This is a genomic window from Micromonospora sp. CB01531, assembly GCF_001905095.1.
Lineage (GTDB): Bacteria > Actinomycetota > Actinomycetes > Mycobacteriales > Micromonosporaceae > Micromonospora.
The window spans coordinates 40116-55188 of record NZ_LWLS01000070.1 but is presented as its reverse complement, the minus strand read 5'-3'; the positions used below and the strand labels follow the sequence as shown (position 1 = coordinate 55188).

General features: G+C 70.4%; 15 protein-coding genes. 2 read left to right on the top strand and 13 right to left on the bottom strand.

Annotation, left to right across the window (positions count from 1 at the left end):
• Positions 1-2: 2 nt before the first annotated feature.
• Genes A6A27_RS18635 through A6A27_RS18620 form a run of 5 tightly spaced genes read right to left on the bottom strand, consistent with a single transcriptional unit; the run spans position 3 to position 3123 of the window.
• Positions 3-740, bottom strand: a complete 738-nt coding sequence (locus A6A27_RS18635; RefSeq protein ID WP_073835893.1) for an ABC transporter ATP-binding protein — start codon at positions 738-740, stop codon at positions 3-5.
• Positions 716-1552: an ABC transporter permease gene (locus tag A6A27_RS18630; RefSeq protein WP_198940357.1), complete on the bottom strand. Its 837-nt coding sequence runs from the start codon at positions 1550-1552 to the stop codon at positions 716-718. The genes A6A27_RS18635 and A6A27_RS18630 overlap by 25 nt, the downstream gene beginning before the upstream one ends.
• Complete coding sequence (locus tag A6A27_RS45990) at positions 1549-2115, bottom strand: hypothetical protein (RefSeq protein ID WP_241825331.1); 567 nt, start codon at positions 2113-2115, stop codon at positions 1549-1551. Before A6A27_RS45990 ends, A6A27_RS18630 begins: the two co-directional genes overlap by 4 nt.
• A gap of 9 nt (positions 2116-2124) precedes the next feature.
• Complete coding sequence (locus tag A6A27_RS45985; RefSeq protein WP_241825330.1) at positions 2125-2610, bottom strand: hypothetical protein; 486 nt, start codon at positions 2608-2610, stop codon at positions 2125-2127.
• Positions 2611-3123 carry a flavin reductase family protein gene (locus A6A27_RS18620; protein WP_073835892.1) on the bottom strand — a complete coding sequence of 171 codons (513 nt, stop codon included), beginning with the start codon at positions 3121-3123 and terminating at the stop codon, positions 2611-2613.
• A 405-nt stretch (positions 3124-3528) separates the two neighbouring features.
• On the opposite strand from A6A27_RS18620, the gene A6A27_RS18615 reads away from it, so the two are divergent.
• Together A6A27_RS18615 and A6A27_RS18610 are read left to right on the top strand one after the other, a co-directional pair.
• Positions 3529-3897, top strand: coding sequence for a hypothetical protein (locus A6A27_RS18615; RefSeq protein WP_073835891.1), 369 nt, complete (start codon positions 3529-3531; stop codon positions 3895-3897).
• Positions 3898-4050: 153 nt separating this feature from the next.
• Complete coding sequence (locus tag A6A27_RS18610; RefSeq protein WP_073835890.1) at positions 4051-4257, top strand: hypothetical protein; 207 nt, start codon at positions 4051-4053, stop codon at positions 4255-4257.
• Between the two features lie 303 nt (positions 4258-4560).
• On the opposite strand, the gene A6A27_RS18605 is transcribed toward A6A27_RS18610, so the two are convergent.
• The 8 genes from A6A27_RS18605 to A6A27_RS18570 all read right to left on the bottom strand — a co-directional run bounded on the left by A6A27_RS18605 (position 4561) and on the right by A6A27_RS18570 (position 14882).
• Positions 4561-6267: a DUF885 domain-containing protein gene (locus tag A6A27_RS18605; RefSeq protein WP_241825329.1), complete on the bottom strand. Its 1707-nt coding sequence runs from the start codon at positions 6265-6267 to the stop codon at positions 4561-4563.
• Positions 6268-6448: 181 nt separating this feature from the next.
• Entirely contained in the window at positions 6449-6985 is a 537-nt protein-coding gene (locus A6A27_RS18600) for a helix-turn-helix domain-containing protein (protein WP_073835889.1), read from the bottom strand.
• A 35-nt stretch (positions 6986-7020) separates the two neighbouring features.
• On the bottom strand, positions 7021-7446 hold the full coding sequence (locus A6A27_RS18595) for a nuclear transport factor 2 family protein (RefSeq protein ID WP_083672689.1): 426 nt from the start codon (positions 7444-7446) through the stop codon (positions 7021-7023).
• Positions 7443-8474, bottom strand: coding sequence for an oligopeptide/dipeptide ABC transporter ATP-binding protein (locus A6A27_RS18590; protein WP_083672688.1), 1032 nt, complete (start codon positions 8472-8474; stop codon positions 7443-7445). Before A6A27_RS18590 ends, A6A27_RS18595 begins: the two co-directional genes overlap by 4 nt.
• A complete protein-coding gene (locus tag A6A27_RS45980; protein ID WP_083672687.1) occupies positions 8471-10426 on the bottom strand; it encodes a dipeptide/oligopeptide/nickel ABC transporter permease/ATP-binding protein in 1956 nt (651 codons plus the stop codon). The genes A6A27_RS18590 and A6A27_RS45980 overlap by 4 nt, the downstream gene beginning before the upstream one ends.
• Complete coding sequence (locus A6A27_RS18580) at positions 10423-11547, bottom strand: ABC transporter permease (RefSeq protein WP_083672686.1); 1125 nt, start codon at positions 11545-11547, stop codon at positions 10423-10425. The genes A6A27_RS45980 and A6A27_RS18580 overlap by 4 nt, the downstream gene beginning before the upstream one ends.
• A complete protein-coding gene (locus A6A27_RS18575; RefSeq protein ID WP_073835888.1) occupies positions 11544-13154 on the bottom strand; it encodes an ABC transporter substrate-binding protein in 1611 nt (536 codons plus the stop codon). Before A6A27_RS18575 ends, A6A27_RS18580 begins: the two co-directional genes overlap by 4 nt.
• Before the next feature lie 108 nt (positions 13155-13262).
• Positions 13263-14882, bottom strand: coding sequence for a DUF885 domain-containing protein (locus A6A27_RS18570; RefSeq protein ID WP_073835887.1), 1620 nt, complete (start codon positions 14880-14882; stop codon positions 13263-13265).
• Between the last annotated feature and the right edge of the window lie 191 nt (positions 14883-15073).

Here is a 15073-nt window from a genome sequence, read left to right as displayed (position 1 = left end):
GGTCATCCTTCCGTCTGGTCGACGCCGAGCGCCCGCAGCAGGGACTCCCGGTAGGCGAGGAACTGCGGTTGCCGGTGCGACCGCGGCGCCGGCAGGTCGATGGCGAGGTCGACCGCGACGCGGCCCGCGTCGAGCAGCAGCACCCGGTCGGCCAGCGTGACGGCCTCGTCCACGTCGTGCGTGACGAGCAGCACCGCGGGCCGGTGTCGGGCGCACAGCTCGCGCAGCAGGTCGTGCATGCGCAGCCGGGTCAGCGCGTCCAGCGCGCCGAAGGGCTCGTCAGCCAACAGCAGCTCCGGCTCGGACACCAGGGCCCGGGCGAGCGCCACCCGCTGCTGCTCACCACCGGACAGCTCACTGGGCCAGGCCCGTTCGCGCCCGGCCAGTCCGACCTCGGCGAGGGCCGCGCGGCCGCGCTCGGGTGCCGCCGACCCGCGCAGGCCGAGGACGACGTTGTCCAGGACGCGCTGCCACGGCAGCAGCCGGGCGTCCTGGAACACGACCGACGAGTTCTCCGGTACGTCGACCAGGCCCGAGCCCGTCACGTCGCCATCCAGGCCGGCGAGCGCGCGCAGCAGGGTGCTCTTGCCCGAGCCGCTGCGGCCCAGCAGCGCGACGAATTCCCCCGCGCCGACCTCCAGGTCGAGGCCGTCCAGGACGGTTCGCTCTCCGAAGCCACGCACCAGTCCCTGGACCCGTACGGGGCGGGTGGCGGTCAGTCCGCCAGCGTGCGTCGCCACGACAGCGCCCTCCTCTGCGCGAGTCGGACGGCGCCGTCGGACAGCAGCCCGAGCAGCCCGTACAGCACGAGCCCGACGATGATCACGTCGGTCTGGCCGTACTGGCGGGCCAGCTCCATCATGTAGCCGATGCCGCTGGTCGAGTTGATCTGCTCGACCACCACGAGGGCCAGCCAGGCGCCCACGACCGCGAACCGCATGCCGAGCAGGAAGCCGGGCAGCGCGCCGGGCAGCACGATCCGGCGGAGGAAGACGGCCCGCCGCAGCCGAAGAGACTCGCCCAGTTCGACGTACCGGCTGTCGATGCTCCGCAATCCGTTGTGGGTGTGGATGTAGACGGGCACGAGCACGCCCAGCGTGATGGTGGTGACCTTCATCTGCTCACCGATGCCGAGCCAGAGGATGAGCAGCGGCACCAGCGCGAGGGCCGGGATGGCCCGCTTGATCTGGATCGGGCCGTCGAGGATGGCCTCGCCCCACCGGCTGAGTCCCGCGATCAACGCGAGCACGGTGCCGATGACGGTGCCGATGGCGAGGCCCAGGCCGGCCCGCTGGGCCGAGATGGCCAGGTTGTCCTGAAGTCGGCCGTCCGCGACGAGGTCGGACGCCGTCGTCACCACGGTCCAGGGCGCCGACAGGGTACGAGAGTCGAGCCAACCGGCTGCCGAACCGACCGCCCACACCGCGAGGAGCAGGAACGGACCGAGCGCTGCCCCGAACGGGATGGGGCGGCCCGGCTTAAGCCGGCGCCTCGGTTTGCGGGCGGGCGCGGTCGCCGCCGCCCGGGGCCGGGCGAGTACGGAGGCGGTCACCGGGCCCCTCCCGCGGCGAGCGCGTCCGCGGCGACGGATTCGTACCGCCGGTCGTACAGGTCCTCGGCCCGGAGTGGCTTGTTGCCGGTCTCCTTCGCCAGCAGGTCGATGGTTTCCTGGTGCCGAGCGATGGCCTCGGTCCAGCTCGCCGGGATGTCGGCCACGCCGGCGTTCTCGACCAGCCACCTGCCGTCGTCGGCGCTGAGGCCCTGGTCCTTGACGTAGTACCGCTCGATCCACTCGTCCGGGTTGGCCTCGCGCCACCGCCAGGCCCGCGCCCACGCCTGCACGTACTCGCGGATCGCGGCCGCCTTCGCCGGATCGGCCAGCACGGTGACCGGCGCGTACAGGTGGCCGGGGTCGTCCCGCAGGCCGTGGGCGATGGTGGTGGCGCCATCCTTGCCGTACTTGGTCTCGTAGCGCTTGACCTGCACACCCCCGATCGGGGCGACGTCGACCTGGTGGCTGGCGAGCGCGGTCGCGTAGACGTCGCCGGTGCTCGGCAGCTCGACCAGCTTGACGTCCTGCTTGGTCAGTCCGGCCTTGTGCAGGACCCGCAGCACCAGCGCGCCCTATGCCTGCCCCGGGCTGTACGCGACCTTCTTGCCGCGGATGTCGGTGAGCGTGGCGACCGTGACGCCGGGCGCGATGCCGAGCTTGTAGATGGCGTGGTTCAGCGGGTCTTGGCGGAACTTCGATGCGACGATCTTTGTGGGAATGCCGGTCCAGTGGGAGTGGATCGGCGGGATGTCCGCGACCGCCCCGATGTCCAGGGCGTCGGCCCGGAACGCCTCCAGCGTCTGCGGGCCGCCGCTGATGTTGGCGAACTCCACCTGGAAGGTGAACTTCTCCACCTCGCCGGAGAATTCGAGCGCCTTCTGGTGCTCCTTGTCGCCCACGACGAGCTTGGTGCCCTTCGGCACGGAGTCGCGGAGCGGTGCGGCGGCCAGTGCGGCATCCGGTGCCTCGTCGCCGGCGCAGGCGGTCAGGCCCAGCGCGACCGCGCCGAGGGTGGCGGACAAGAACGCCCGACGGTCCAGGAGGGATGGCGGCTTCACTTACGACTCCTTCGTGGTTGGTTGCAGGGCGGCGTACCGCCCCATGTGGTAGAGGAGGGGCGCGCCCTCGCCGTGCTGGCCGGTCAGCGGCTCGGCCAGCACGATCGCGTGGTCGCCGGCGAGCACCCGCTGGGTCACCCTGCACAGCAGCCAGGCGACCGGCTCCTGCAGCAGCGGCACCCCGTACGGGCCGTGCCGCCATCCGGAGTGCGCGGCGAACCGGTCGATGCCGCTGGTCGCGAACGTCTGCGCGACGTCCCGCTGGTCCTCACCGAGCAGGTGCACCGCGACGTGCTCCGCGCCGGCGACGGTCGGCCAACTCGACGACGACCGGGCCAGGCAGAACGACACCAGCGGCGGGCGCAGCGACACCGACGTGAACGAGGTGGCGGTGAATCCCACCGGCGGGTCGCCCGCGGCGGTGACCACCGCGACCGATGCGGCCTGCCGGCGCAGCAGGACACGGAAGGTGTCCGGATCGACCGGTGCGTGCGGTTCGGCGATGACATTCATGACGTTCCTCCTGGTCGAGAAGGACGGGCACGCGCCATCCCGGGCAGGCGGGGGTGCGGCGCGCATGGAGCGGCCGTTCATCAGGTCGCGGAGACGCGGCCGCTCGTCGTCGAGCCGGCGGCGCAGCGGTAGGGAGAAGTCAGGTATCCGCGTTCAGCGGCAGCAGCCGCGCGTGGTGGTCCAGCCACGGCAACATCCCCGGGACACCGCGACCGCGGTGCCGTCGAGCGGGGTTCCTTGGCTGATCATGGCTCCTACATTAATCCCCAATACCTACAGATTAAATAGGGATTCCAGTCACTGGGACGTCGCCGTGTCTTCCGGGGACCAGCGGGAAGGGGACAGGGACCCCCCGCCAGCGGTGCGTACGCGCCGGTGCCGGCTCCGAAGCGGAGCAACCTGCCCATGATCCTGGCCGCCGCCGGCGTCCTCGTTGTGCTGATCGCCATCGCGATCGGCGGCACGCTTTGGTTCGTCGGGCGCAACGACCTCATCCGGGAGCAGGCCCAGCGGGAATGCCGCACCGCACTGGAGCGGGAGGCTGAGCAGCGCGCCGACCGCGTCGGCAGCGGCAGCAAGGACGTGCTGATCTCGGTGACCGGTGTGGATCTCCAGGAGACGTGGGAGACGGACAATGGCTGGTCCGTCAACGGCACCGCCAACATCACCATGACAACCCCGCTGCTCGGCCAGACGCCGACGTCGGTCGCCCTAACCTCCGAGGTGACCTCGAAGGACGGGCAGGTTCAGACCACCGTCAAGAACCGGCTCTGACACCTTCACACGCGAGAGGCGTCCCAGGGGCTCGCCGAACAGCCCAAGGAGCAGCCACCGGCGAGCAGCGCGGACGATCACGGACGCGGACACCACGTCGAGCAGCAGCCCCGAGTGCTTCCACCGTGCTGCAAGGCTTGCGACTCTGGCCGCATGACCGGCAAACAGGGACCGAGCGAAGCCGCAGGTGCGCACGTCTGGTACGGCTACGAGATCGGATCGTTTCAGCGCGCGTCGTTCCTGCAGTGGGTGCAGTTGCGCTGGTGGCGCGTCCGGTACTGGTGCAAGCACCGGCGCGCCCATCAGGCCGCACTGGAGCGGCTGGCCGCACGGCAACGCGAGCGGAGACAGCTGAGCTAACGACTCAAGTGTGAAGAACCTAGCGACCAAAGCCCGCTAAGCGGGAGAATTTCCGCCTCGGTCCGGGGCGGCGTCGGACCGCCGACGCCGTCGCGAACCATGCGACACCCCAGTCGGTCTGTTACCCCAGCTCAACCGGGCTGAGGGATCCGGCCAGAGCGAGCCGAGCACTCACGGATGGCGCAGTGATGTGACTGGTCATCGATAAACCAGTCCCATCGCTGCAAATCCCGGATGTGACGCTAACGGGACCCGCTGCCCGTCTAGTTGCCGCTGCAACACCGCGAGCTGGTGACAGACCGGTCATGGCGTGTTGGTGGGAGGTGCGAGGAGCTCCCGCAGCGGTCCCAGACCGAGCGGTCCGAGGCGTAGCGCGGTCATGTGGAAGGTGCGCAGGTCGAAATCGGGTTGCCGCTGCGCCGCCTCACGGATCTGTCGCCACAGCCGGGCGCCGATCCGGAACGCCAGTGCCTGGCCGGGCCAGCCGAGGTAGCGGTCCACTTCGAATCGGGCCGCCGCCTCAGTCGCACCGGACGCGGCGCGGAGCACGGCGACACCCACCTCCGGTGTCCACGCGGTCGCGTCGGTCAGGCCGTTGCCCGGCGGGATCGGCAGGCCGAGATGCAGGCCCATGTCGATGACGATGCGCGCGGCGCGCCAGCGCTGCCCGTACAGCATGCCTAGCCGTTCGCCGGGATCGCGGAGGAGGCCGATCTCGTCGCACAGCCGCTCGGCGTAGTGCGCCCAGCCCTCGACGTAGCCGTGAACGTGCGCCATCGACCGCTGCCAGGGGTGCAGGCCGGGTTCGGCCATCGCGGTAACGATCTGTAGGTGGTGGCCGGGTACCCCCTCGTGGTGCAGGGTGGTGACCTCACGCCAGGTGTACGAGCCGCCGGTCTCGGGCGGGGACCACCAGACGCGGCCTGGCCGGGTGAACGCCGGATCGGGCTGCGCGTAGTACATGACACCGGAGGACGCCGTCGAGATCGCGCACTCCGGGCGGCGGGCGACAGCCGGCAGGTCGAAATGAACACCGTCGACCGCGTCCACCACCTCGTCCAACCGGCCCTGAAGCCAGCCCAGCAGTTGGTTCGCAGAGCTGAGCCGGCGCCCCGGCTCGGTGTCCAGCAGGGAAGCCGCCTCCTCTATCGAAGTGGCTCCGAGCTGGCCGGCGACCTCGCGCATCTCCGCGGTCAGCCGGGCCAGCTCGTCCCAGCCGAAGGCGTACGTCTCGGCCAGGTCGACGTCGTCGCCGAGGAACGCCCGGGCGGTCACGGCGTACATCTGTTGCCCGACAGCGTCGGCCTCTGGAGCGCGGGAGAGCAGCTCCTCGCGCAGGAACCGGGCGAAGGACGCGGTCGCCTCGGTCGCCAGCCGGGCGCCATCGTCTACTCCACACACCGGCGGTGCGGGCGCGACGAGCCGGCGGTAGAAGTCGTCCGGACCGATCCACTGGTCACATTGATCGGCGACACCACGTATCTGGCGCGCAGCGACGATGTGGCCACGGTCGGCGGCCACGCGCAGGGTGTCGGCGTAGTTTTCGAGAGCGAAGGGTACGAGCGCGAGATGGGCGGCCACCCGCGCCCAATCGGCCTCGGTACGCCGGGGAAGCTCGTCGAAGACGCTGCGCACGGCGTGTACGGGTGTGGCCAGTGGTGCCAGCAGCGCGGTGGTGAACCCGGCGTCGTGCAGAGCCAGCTCGCTGGCGGCCCGCTCGGTCAGGGCCGCAGCGAGCACGTGGTCGCGCGTCACGGGTGACGGATCGGTCCCGGATACGGCCACCGGCCTGGCGGCCGTTCCGCAAGTGGAGGCGAGCCGGGCCAGCGCGTCATGTGCGGCGGCGTAGGCGTCCCGCCGGGCGGCGAAGTCGTCGGGGCCGAGTGCCGGCATGACGATGTCCGGCTCCGCGCCGAGGCTCGCGGCGGCAAGCGGGTCGACCGGTGCCAGGTCGGCCAGCAGCCGGTCGGCGATGGCGGCGGCGTCCGCGCGGGTCGCAAGCTCACTCACGGGACCTCCTTGGATGCCGGCAGCACGCGCTTGCCAAGCAGTTCGACGCCGTGCTCGTCAGTGTGGCCGTGCATGCCGGACGACGCGGTTGGCACCGGTGGCCAGGCGCGCGTAGGCGGCCGCGGACTTGCCGGTCTGGAAGCCGGCGTTACCGCGTGCGTCATCGAAAGTGGCAGCCGTGTCACGGCACCGGTGGGGTGACGGCGAGCAGGAACCTGGCCGGCTTGAGGCTCTCGTTGCAAAACCGGTGCGGCAGGCGCGAGTCGAAGGTCAGCGAGTCCTGTGCGTTTAGCACGTACCGGTGCTGCTCGACCTCGACGACGACCTCACCTTCGAGGACGACGATGCACTCGGTCGACTCGTGGCCGCGCCGCTCGGACGCGCTGACGTCGCCGGGGTTCATTGTCGCTGAGAGCATCTCGAGGTCGCCTCGGCCGGGCGTGAGCCGCTCGTAGGCGATCTCGCCCAGCGGCGCGGTCAGGCGCATCCGCTCGCCGGGCCGGGACAGGTGCACCGTCGGCGCGTTGGGTTCGCTGAACAAAGCGGAGACTTCCGCCTTGAACACCGTGGCCAGCTTGCGCAGGGTGGACAGGCTCGGGTCGGTGACGTTGTTCTCCAGCTGGCTGAGCAGGGCGGGTGACACCTCGGCCGCAGTCGCCAGCTGGCGCAGGGTCATGCCATGGCGCAGGCGTAGCTCGCGCAGGCGATCTCCCAACATCCCTACTGCCTCTCTTCCCGCATACTCGTCACCCGTCAGTGTGGATCACCGACGACGGCCCTGGCTGCTGGGGTCGCCACCAGTTCGGCGTGGTGATGGACGATCTGCCAGCTGCCTTCCGCCGCATCCCACACGTCGCTGACCCGGAATGTCGTGTCGCCGGCGGGCGTCGTTGCTCGCAGCACGTAGCGGGCCACCGCCGCCGTGTCGCCCCACCGGTCGATGAGCAGGTTCTCGACGGACAGTGTCGCCCGTGACGGCTCGACGCCGGACCTGCGGCGTTCCCGTAGCGCGGCCAGTTCCGCCAGGCCGATCGGCGGGCCAGTCTGATCGGTTTCCCAGATGGTGATCTGGGAGTGCAGGTGTTCGTCGAAGCGGGCCGGGTTGGGGTAGGCGGCGTACATCGCACGCACGGCGTCCGCGACCGGTCCGTCGCTTTCGCGTACCCGTCCTTGACTCACATCTCCTCCTCGGTCGCGGCGGCGATCTCCTCGGCACGGTGGCAAGCGACGAGTGTGTGCAAGGTGTGCCGCAACGGCGGCTCGGTCAGGCACACCTCTGCAGCGTGTGGACAGCGCGGCCGGAACCGGCATCCGGACGGCGCCCGCGACGGGTCGGGGACCTCGCCGCGCAGCACGGCCGGCAGCCGGGGCGCGGCCGAGATCTGCGGTATCGCGCCGACCAGCGCCCGCGTGTATGGGTGGACCGGTGCGGCCATCAGCTGGCGGGTGGGCGCGGTCTCGATGATCTTCCCGAGGTACATCACCGCGGTGCGGTCGGCGATCTCGTGGACCAGCGCGAGGTCGTGCGAGATGAACAGCAGGCCCATGTTCAGCTCGCGTACCAGCGACAGCAGCAGCGATACCACCTGCGCTTGGGCGGAGGCGTCCAGCGCGGTGACCGGCTCGTCCGCGATGATCAGTTCCGGTTCCGCGGCCAGCGCCCGGGCGATGGCGAGCCGCTGCCGCTGCCCGCCGGAGAACTCGTGCGGGAACCGAGTGGACGCCTCTGCAGGCATGCCGACCCGGTCGAGGAGTTCAGCCAGGCGCTGCTCGCGGGCTGCGGCCGGCAACTCGTCGCCGACGCCGTCGAGCAGTTGCGCTCCGACGGTACGTCGCGAGTTCAGCGATCCGCCCGGATCCTGGAAGATCATTTGTAGCCGGGTCTGCGCGGTGGGCCGGCGCTGCCAGCCGAGCGGAGCGACTGGTGCGCCGTCGAAGCGCACCGTGCCGGAGCTCGGTGCGGACAGGCCGGCGGCAACCCGCGCGAGTGACGACTTGCCGCAGCCCGACTCGCCGACCAGCCCGACCACTTCGCCGGCGGCAACGTTCAGGTCGACGCCCGCGACGGCGCGGACAACGCCGCGACCGCGCGGCCGGTAGTCGACGTAGACATCCTCGATGGACAGCCGCACCGGGGCCCGGTCCCAGGCCGGCAGCCCGGCGGGGCCAACGGCGGTGTGGTTGGTCGCGGCGGTGTCGTTGGTCATCGTGCCGCCGCCAAGTCCGGCGCGACAACGCAGGCGAGAGTGCGGTCGGTGCTCGTCGCCTCGACCGGCGGCGGCCCGGTGCGGCACTCGTCGCGGGCGTATGCGCAGCGCGGCTCGAACGGGCAGCCAGGTGGTTCCTGGCCTGGCACGACAGGTGCGCCCGGGATCGCGCGGAGGGTCCGCTCCGTGCTCAGGCCATGCGGTCGGGCGCCGAGCAGCGCCGAGGTGTACGGGTGGGCCGGCTGGGTCAGCACCTCGGCAGTACCGCCGCTCTCCATCACCCGGCCGGCGTAGAAGACGTAGGCCCGCTGGGTGAGCGAGGAGAGGACGCCCAGATCGTGGGTGATGAACAGCACCGACAGGTCGTTGTCGCGGCGCAGTTCGTCGAGCAGGGCGAGGATGCCGGCCTGAACCGTCACGTCGAGCGCGGTGGTGGGTTCGTCGGCGATCAGCAGGCGGGGGCGGCAGGCCAGTGCGCTGGCGATGGCGATGCGTTGGCGCATACCGCCGGAGAATTGGTGCGGGTAGGCACGCAAGGCCCGTCGAGGCTGTGGGATCCGAACCTGGTCGAGCAGTTCGACCGCCCGGGCGCGGGCGGCGGCCTTACTCATTCCCTGGGCGGCGCGCAGGTGCTCGGTCAGTTGGAGGCCGACGGTGAGCATCGGGTGCAGTGCGGCGGCGGATTCCTGGAACACCATGGCGATGCCGGATCCGCGTACCCGCTGCCAGCCGCGTGCGTCTAGTTCGGTCAGTTCCTTACCCTGGAACATGATGGAGCCGTTGACCCGCGCTCCGGGTGGCAGCAGGTTGAGCAGGGTGAGCGCGGTCAGGCTCTTGCCCGATCCGCTCTCCCCGGCGATGCCGACGATCTCGCCGGCGTCGACCCGCAGGTCCAGGTTCTTGATGACGGGCAGCGGCCCGGCCGGTCCGGGCAGGGCCACCGACAGGCCGCGGATGTCCAGCAGCGGCGCGGCCTGCGGTTCAGGAGCGGTGACCGGCTGCGTGCGGGCCGGTGGTGGTCCGACCTTCCGCCGGTCGCGATGTCGCCGATCGGCGCTGGCCCGCGCTGCGGTCGGGTCCAGCCAGTCGCGTACCGCGTCGCCGAGCAGGTTGAACGCGAGCACGGTGGTCAGGATCGCGATGCCGGGCACGATACTCACCCACCATTTGGACAGGTCGCTGGCCCCGGCGGCGATCATCGCACCCCACTCGGGTGCCGGCGGGCGCGGGCCGAGGCCGAGGAAGGACAGTGAGGCCAGCATGAGTACGGCGTTGCCGAGTTCGAGGCTGGCCAGCACGACGGACGGGCCGACGCTGTTGGGCAGTACGTCGCGGACCAGTGCCCGCCACGGTCCGACGCCCAGCAGCCGGGAGGCGTGCAGGAAGTCCGAGCCGCGGATTGACAGTACGGCGCTGCGGACCACCCGGGCGTAGGTGGGCCACGATACGAGGACCAGCGCTAGTACCGCGTTGCGGGCGCTGGGTCCGAATGCGGCGGTGACGACCATGGCCAGGATGATCGGCGGGAAGGCGAACACCAGGTCGGTCAGGCGCATCAGCGACTCGTCGGCCCATTTACCGAGGTAGCCGGCGATGAGGCCGATGCCGCCGCCGAGCAGCAGCGCGAGCGCGACAATGATGACGGCGAGCGGCAGCGACAGCCGGGCCCCGTAGATGATGCGGCTGAGGATGTCGCGGCCGAGTTGGTCGGTGCCCAGCCAGTGCGCGGACGACGGGGGTGTGTAGTACGGCCCGGCCTGCTGCAGCGGATCATGCGGGGCGAGTAGGGGAGCGGCGATGGCGACGACCGCCCAGGCGGCGAGGATGGCGATCGCGGCGGCGGTGACGGCCCGGCCGTGTGGACGGCGGCGGCGCCGTTCGGCGCGGGGTGATCCGGGGCGCAGCCCGAACCAGCGGCGGGCCGGCATGGCGGGTATTCGTTTGTTGGTCATGAGACCCGGATCCGGGGGTCGATGATGCCGTAGAGGATGTCGATGAGCAGGTTGACCACGGTGTAGACGAGGGCGACGAACAGGCCCACGCCCATGATTGCCGGCAGGTCCAGGTTGAGTGAGGCGCTGAACGCGTACTGCCCGATGCCCGGCCAGCTGTATATCTGTTCGATCAGAACGGTGCCGGACAGCAGGGACGCGAAGGCCAAGCCGCCGACCGTGACCACCTGGACGAGTCCGGCGCGCAGTACGTGCCGGCGTAGCACGATCTGCCGGGGCAGGCCCTTGGCGTACGCGGCCCGGACGTACTGCTGGTCGAGTACCTCCAGCATCGCCGAGCGGACGAACCGGATGAGGACGGAGACCGTGAGCGCGGTCAGCACCAGGACGGGCAGCATGAGGTGCCACAACGCGTCCTGGAACGCGATGGGGCGGCCCTGCAGCAGTGCATCCACCGTGTACATCCCCGTGACGTGTCGTGGCGGCGTGTATCTCGTACTCAGCCGGCCGCCGTTGGGTGCGATGTCGAGCATGAAGAAGAAGACGTAGAGCACGACGATGGCGAGCCAGAACGACGGCGTGGACAGTCCGACGAGCGCGCCGGCGCGGATGGTGTGGTCGGCGGCGCGGTCCTTGCGTGTCGCCGCCCACATGCCCAGTCCGAGGCTGATCAGCAGCGACAGCACCATCGCGGGGATGGCGATTTCCATTGTGGCCGGGATGTAGGTGCCCAGGTCGTGCAGGACGGGGTTGCCGGTGCTCTGCGAGGTGCCGAGGTCGCCGTGGACCAGGTTGTTCAGGTAGGTCGCGTACTGCACGGGTAGGGGCTGGTCCAGGCCCCACTTCGCCCGGTACGCGGCCACGATCGACGGGTCCTTCTGCGCCGTCTCCGACAGGTTCGTGGCTGTCGGGTCACCGGGGACCGCCTGCACGAGCAGGAAGGTGAGGATGGTGACGCCGAACAGCAGGCCGGCGGTGATGGCGACCTTCCTGGCGATGAATCGGAGCAGCCGGTGGGCCGGCCGGCCGCCGGCCGGCCGTCCCGTGGCGTCCGCGTCTGGCTCGAGCTCGGCGGCGACGAGGTCGCCGGGGCCGGCCGCCGGCAGGTGTGGTCCGGTCATTTGGTGCCGATGTCCGCGATGTCGACGGTCCATCCGGCGGCCGTGTACTGCGCCCCGCTCAGGTCGCTGCTGGCGACGACCGTGCCGGCGTTGTAGGCGAGGGTGATGTACGGTGCGTGCTCGATCATCAGCCGCTGCCACTTCTGCAGGGCCGCCACCTGCTTTTCCGTGTCGAGCGCGTCCCGCACCTCGTTGGCCGCGGCGACCGTGGCCGGGTCGGCCTTGGCAGTGGTCCAGCCAGCGGCCGTCGCCGCGCCGCCGCCGGGCATCAGGTCGGCAACGATGGATGCCGCTGACGGGTAGTCCAACGACTGCGGGCTGAAGCTGAAGGCGACCTTGCCGCCGCGGCGCTGGTCGAGGAAGGACGCGATGGGGGCCGGGTCCAGCTCGATCTTCAGCCCTGCCTTGGCGGCGTCGCTCTGCACCTTCGCGGCGATGGTGCCGAGGTCCACGCCGCTGAAGGTGATCGCCGGGTAGAGCAGCTTCACTGTCTGGTCGGCGACACCGGACTGGGCCGCCAGCGCCGTCGCCTTGGCCAGGTCCTGCTTCTGCGCCTCGGAGTCGGGCAGCGCGCCGGCGTACGCGGTGGGCACGATGCCGGCCGCCGGGACGCCGGATGACCCGAACAGCGCGGCCACGCCCTGGTAGTCGATGGCTGCCTGGAGGGCGTGCGCCCAGTCGTGGTTGGACGTGACCGGGCTGATCGCCGGGTCGGCGTGCAGCCGCAGCTGGTAGTAGGTGCTGGGGCTGCTGGTCTGCTGCAGCTCGGTGGGCAGGCCGGACAGCTGGTCGCCGGCGAGGTCGAGCGCGATTTCGGAGGTCGGTTTCTTCGACATGGTCAGCTTCTGGTTCTGCACGTCCATGTTCTGGAACACCACGCGGCCGAACGCCGGCTTCTTGCCCCAGTAGTTGGGGTTGGCGGTCAGCACGATCCGCGATGCCACGTCGAATGACTCGATCTTGTAGGGCCCGCTGCCCAGTGCGTTCTCGTTGAGGTACGTGCCGAGGCTGTCGGCGCTGGTGGCGTCGGTGCCGGCCTGGCCGCCGTGCTCCTTGGCCAGCTTGGAGTTGAGGATGCCGGCGTACGGCGCGGCCAGGATCGTCGGCACGTTCGGGTTGACCACGGTGCTGGTGACGACAACCGTCTTGTCGTCCGACGCCGAGAAGCTGAGGTCCTTGACGATCGCCGCCGCGCTGCCCTTGAGGTTCTTAAGCCGGTCGAGGCTGAACACCACGTCGGCCGCGGTCACCGGCGAACCGTCAGCGAATTTCGCATCGGGGTTCAGGGTGAAGGTGAACGTCCTGCCGTCCGGCGACGCCGCGTAGGCCGAGGCCAACGCGGGCACCGGCTTGGAGATGTCCGCTCCGTCGAAGGTGACCAGGGTGTCGTAGAGCGCGTGGACGACCACGTTGCCGGTCGGCTCGTACACCGCCCCCGGGTCCAGGCTCTTGACGACGAACGAGGTGTCCACCGTCAGTGTTGAGTTCGTGCCGTTGTCGCCTGAGTCCTCGCCGCTGCAGGCGCTGAGGCCGACCACGCCCACCACCGCCGCCGCGATCAGCGCGGCCATCGGGCGCAACGCCCGATGGCTGGAACGACCGGTCATCCTGTTCCTCCACCTCTCGGCGATGCGAAGCGCCGTTGTTTATTGAGGCTGAACCCCGTTCATCCGAACTAAAGCGCACTGCTCATCGGGATGTCAACGCCGCCACCGTTACAGCTCGAACACGCCGAGTAGCGCGACCGGTGGCGTGCCGAAGGACAGAAGCCAGTCATGGAATCCGCGCAACGTGAAGGCGTTGCCCCGCCGCTGCTCGTGTCGGGCGCGGACCTGGTGGATCAGGTCCTTGCCGAGCGCATACGACGACGGGTATGTCGGGTTGTCGTGCCGGGCATAGCGGCGCACCTCGCCCGCAGCCATGTGCGGGTCCATGCCGGCCTCGCGCCGCATAAGGTCGGTTGCCTCCGCGATGGACATCGCGCCGGCGTGCAGGCCGGTGTCGACGACGATGCGCAGGGCCCGCCACAGCGCGTTGCGCTGCTTAAACAGGCGAACCCGGTCGTCGGTCATGAAGCCGGTCTCCTCGAGCAGGTCCTCGACGTACAGGCCCCAACCCTCGACGAACTGCGGCGTGCTGAAGTACCGCCGGATCGAGCCGCGCGGCGTGCCCAGCTTGTGGTGCACGTACTGGACGTGGTGGCCGGGAAATGTCTCGTGGCCCGCGATGGACGTCGCGAAGACATAACAGTTGTCCCGCATGTGCTGGAGCCGCCGCTCGTCATCGGCGGCCGGGTCGCCGGGCGTGATGAGGAACCCGCTACGCAGGCCGGACCCGTACGGCGGGCTGGGAGACATGACACCCAAGGGCAGGCCGTCGCGGCGGTACTCCGGCACCCACTCCATCTCGCACACCGCGCCGTCCGGGATACCGATCAGGTCGCGCTCGCGGGTGTGCTCCAACGCGCGCTGCATCGCCGCCCCATAGGTGGCGAGGAAGTCCGGCGGCTGCGGGTGCCAGTCCTTGATCCGGTCGATCTGTTCCTGCCAGCCCGTGTCGCGGTCCCGGGTGGCGGCGAGCCGCTCCAGTTGGCGGCGTTCGCGCTCGACCAGCTCTCGGCCATGCTCGGCCAGGCCCGCGGCATCCAGGTCGAGGTGATGGTACGTGCGCAGCAGGAAGTCGACCTGTTCGGTCCCGCACGCCCACGCGCCCTCAGCCTGTTCGACCAGGCCTTCGAGGTGGCCGGCGAAGGCGCCTACCGCGGCCCCGGCCGCGCCGGCCGCGCGGTTGATGTCGGCCGCCAGCGCCTCGGGCACGTCACGCGCGAACAGCGGGACCGCGTGGGCGAGGAACCGTTCCAGGCCACGAGCGCCGGAGACGCCCATCTCGACCCACAACCGCGGAGCGTCGGGCGAGATGTTGCGCTGTGCCTGGGCGCAGTATTCCGGGACCGCGCCGAGCCGGGCCGCCAGGGCCATGGCGTCCGCCTCGGTGCCGCCAGCCATGAGCACCGACAGCGCCTCGCCGAGCCGCTCGGTGTACCAGTACGGCGCCCGCTGCCACACCCGTTCCAACTCGGCGCGGCGCACGGTGGTACGCAGCTCGGTCAGCAGGACCTGCTGCTCCAGCCAGTCGACCGTACCGGTCGCGGCCGGTGCCTGCGCCTCGGCGGCGGCCAGCATGCCGCGTCGCCGGCGGTCCTGCTCGGCGAATGCCTCGGGCGTGATGTCGCCCAGCCGGCAGTTGCCCCGCTCGTCGCCCTTAGTCGACGCCAGGATCGGATCGGCCTCGAACAGGAACTCGACGTACGGGTGCAGCGCCTCCCCGTCGACCATGACAACACCTCTTGCGCCCGACCGACGTGCCGACCGATACCGCCCGGACCGCCGGTACTCCTCGCTCCGGCCGGGCTCACTATAGCCATGATGAACTTTGTTCGTCTAGATTGAACGCCTGGTCGTCGACGCACCGGTCGAAGCCGGGCACCGACGCACCTCAGTCATCACAAACCGGGTCATCCTGAGGG